General features: G+C 68.1%; 1 protein-coding gene. It reads left to right on the top strand.

The features are described 5' to 3' along the window. On the top strand, positions 1-3,231 hold a 3,231-nt coding region (locus VEI45_RS21520; protein WP_324856553.1), incomplete at both ends, for an acyltransferase domain-containing protein.

Genomic DNA, 3,231 nt, shown 5'->3' with positions numbered 1-3,231 from the left:
CGAGCTCGCGGCGAAAGCGACGAAGGCGGTCCAGGCGCTGCGGAACGGCAATCCGGCCATCTTGCAGATACTGCGCGCCCAGGGTGTCTTCATCGGCCGTGGCGCACCGGGCAAGGTCGCATTCCTCTACACCGGCCAGGGATCGCAGTACCTGAACATGTTGGCCGACATGCGCGAGCGCGAGCCGATCGTCGCCGCGACCTTCGACGAGGCTGACCGCGTCATGACGCCGCTGCTCGGTAAACCGCTCACCGACTGCATCTTCGCCGAGAGCCCTGATGAGGCCGCGGCGGAACGGCTGGAACAGCAGCTTATGCAAACCGAGATCACCCAGCCGGCGGTGCTGGCCACGGACCTGGCTCTGACCCGGCTGCTGGCGGCATACGGCGTGCGGCCGGACATCGTGATGGGCCACAGCCTCGGCGAATACGGCGCCCTGGTGGCCGCCGGCGCGCTGTCATTCGACGCTGCCCTCGAAGCAGTCAGCGCGCGCGGCCGAGAGATGGCGAGCCTGTCGGTGCCCGATAACGGCGCCATGGCGGCCGTAACGGCTCCGCTGCCCGAGATCGAGCGGATCGTCGCCGAGACAGACGGATACGTCGTCGTCGCGAACATCAACAGCACCAACCAGGCCGTCATCGGCGGGGCCACCGATGCCGTCGAGCGTGCTGTCGCGGCGTTTCAGGCCGCCGGCATGACCGCTTCGCGGATCCCGGTCAGCCACGCGTTTCACACGGCGATCGTGGCGCCGGCCAGTGAACCGCTCAAGACCGTGCTAGGCCGGCTCGACCTGCGTCCGCCGCGTCTGCCGATTGTGTCGAACGTGACCGGCGAGTTCTATCCGGTCGACGCTGACGTCGACACCATGCTCGATCTGCTCAGCCGTCAGGTCGCTTCGCCCGTCCGGTTCGTCGACGGGCTGCGCACGCTTTACGCGGCCGGTGCCCGCGTCTTCGTAGAGGTCGGCCCGAAGAAGGCGCTGCACGGCTTTGTCGAGAACGTCCTCGGCGGCCTAGACGACAATGTGCTGGCGCTGTTCACCAATCACCCGAAGACGGGCGGTGTGGCCTCGTTCAACCAGGCGTTGTGCGGGCTCTACGCTGCCGGGCTGGGCTTCGCCGCGCCGCACGCTGCGGCGGTCAACACGGCGGGAAGTGAGGCGATCGCAATGACCGCAATGACCACCGAGCAGTACGCCGAACTGGGCCGCCTGGTCGTCGATGTCGTCGAGCACGGGACACCCGCCGGAACCCGATCGGCTCCCCAGCCAGCCGTTACGGAACCGGTGGTGATCACCGGGGCGGCGCTCGGGCTGCCCGGGGTGGAGCGGGTGTTCGACGACGAAAACATCAGCCGCATCCTCGACGGCCAGCAGTTCATCGATACGATTCCGCATCCGGTGCGCCGGGCCGTACTCGACCGGCACATCACCCGCCTGGTGAAGCGGGCGTCCGGTAATCCCACCTTCGAGACGATCGACAACGAGGCGGACGTCATCAAGCTGGCCGGCCGCGCCGCGCCGCTGGATGTGGTGTCGGAGTTCGGGGTGGACGCCGCCCGCGACGCCGCCCTGGATTCAACTACCCGCCTTGCCATCGGCGCGGGCTTCGATGCCCTCCGCGACGCCGGAATTCCCCTCGTCATGCACTACAAGACCACGACGCTGGGCACCCAGCTGCCCGACCGATGGGGGCTGCCGGAATCGATGCGTGACGACACCGGCGTCATCTTCGCGTCCGCGTTTCCCGGCTACGACAACTTCGCCCAAGACCTGGAGCACTACTACGTCGACCGGAGCAATCGCGAGCAATTGATCGCGCTCGAAGCGGTGCGCGCCCGGATGGGCAGCGACGGATCGGCCACGGCGGAGATCGACCGGCGCATCCACGAACTTCGTCACGCCCTGAAGTCCGACCCGTACGTGTTCGACCGGCGCTTCATCTTCCGGTGCCTGCCGATGGGCCACTCGCAGTTCGCGGAGATTATCGGCGCCCGCGGGCCGAACACCCAGATCAACGCCGCGTGCGCAAGCACGACCCAGGCCACCGCGGTCGCTGAAGACTGGATTCGAGCCGGTCGCTGCCGCCGGGTGATCGTGGTGTCCGCTGACAATGTCAGCTCCGATGCGCTGCTGCCCTGGATCGGGTCCGGGTTCCTGGCGTCCGGCGCGGCCGCCACCGACGACATCGTGGAGGAAGCTGCTACACCGTTCGATCAGCGCCGCCACGGGATGATCGTCGGCATGGGCGCGGCGGCCTTCGTCGTGGAGTCCGCCGACGCTGCTCGCGAACGCGGGCTGCAACCCATCTGCGAAGTGCTGGCATCCGTCACTGCCAACAGCGCATTTCATGGCACCCGGCTCGACGTCGAGCACATCGGCGGCGTCATGGAGAATCTGCTTGCCCGGGCCGAAGCTCGCGGTGTCGACCGGCATGCCATCGCGCCCAGCACAGTGTTCGTGTCACACGAGACCTACACGCCGGCCCGCGGGGGCAGCGCGTCGGCCGAGATTCACGCCCTGCGCCGGGTTTTCGGCTCGGATGCCGACGCTGTCGTGATCACCAACACCAAGGGCTTCACTGGACACGCGATGGGCGCCGGCGTGGAGGACGTCGTCGCCATCAAGTCGCTGGAGACAGGTGTGGTTCCTCCGGTGCCCAACTTCAAAGAACCGGATCCAGAACTGGGCCAGCTCAACCTGTCGATAGGTGGAAGCTATCCAGTGCGCTACGCGCTGCGGCTGGGCGCCGGGTTCGGCTCGCAGATCGCCATGACGCTGATGCGGTGGACACCGGTGCCCGACGGCCAGCACCGCTCACCGGATGAACTCGGCTATGAGTACCGGATCGTCGACCAGGCTGCTTGGCGGCGGTGGTTGATGACGGCGGCCGGCATCCCCGACGCCGAACTCGAGGTCGTCCAGCACCGGCTGCGAATCGTCGACACCGGCGCGCCGACGCAGGCTGCTTCGGCCGCGATACCGACAAAGGTGCCAACTGTGGGGTCCGCGTCCGTCGCGCCCGCGCCGCCCGCGCCCGCCCCTGCGGAGCCGGCTCCCGTCGCTGCGGCACCCGCGCCGGCGTTCCAAGCGCCAGCGGCGGCGGCCCCGGCGGGTGATGAGATCACCCAGACCGTGGTCGGCACCGTCTCCGAACTCACCGGCTACCCGCCCGATCTGCTCGACCTCGACCTTGACCTGGAAGCCGACCTCGGCGTGGACACCGTCAAACA

Origin of the sequence: Mycobacterium sp. (assembly GCF_035623875.1) — a bacterium.
Taxonomy (GTDB): domain Bacteria; phylum Actinomycetota; class Actinomycetes; order Mycobacteriales; family Mycobacteriaceae; genus Mycobacterium.
Note: the sequence above shows the minus strand (reverse complement) of the source record. Positions and strands in the feature narration are given on the sequence as shown.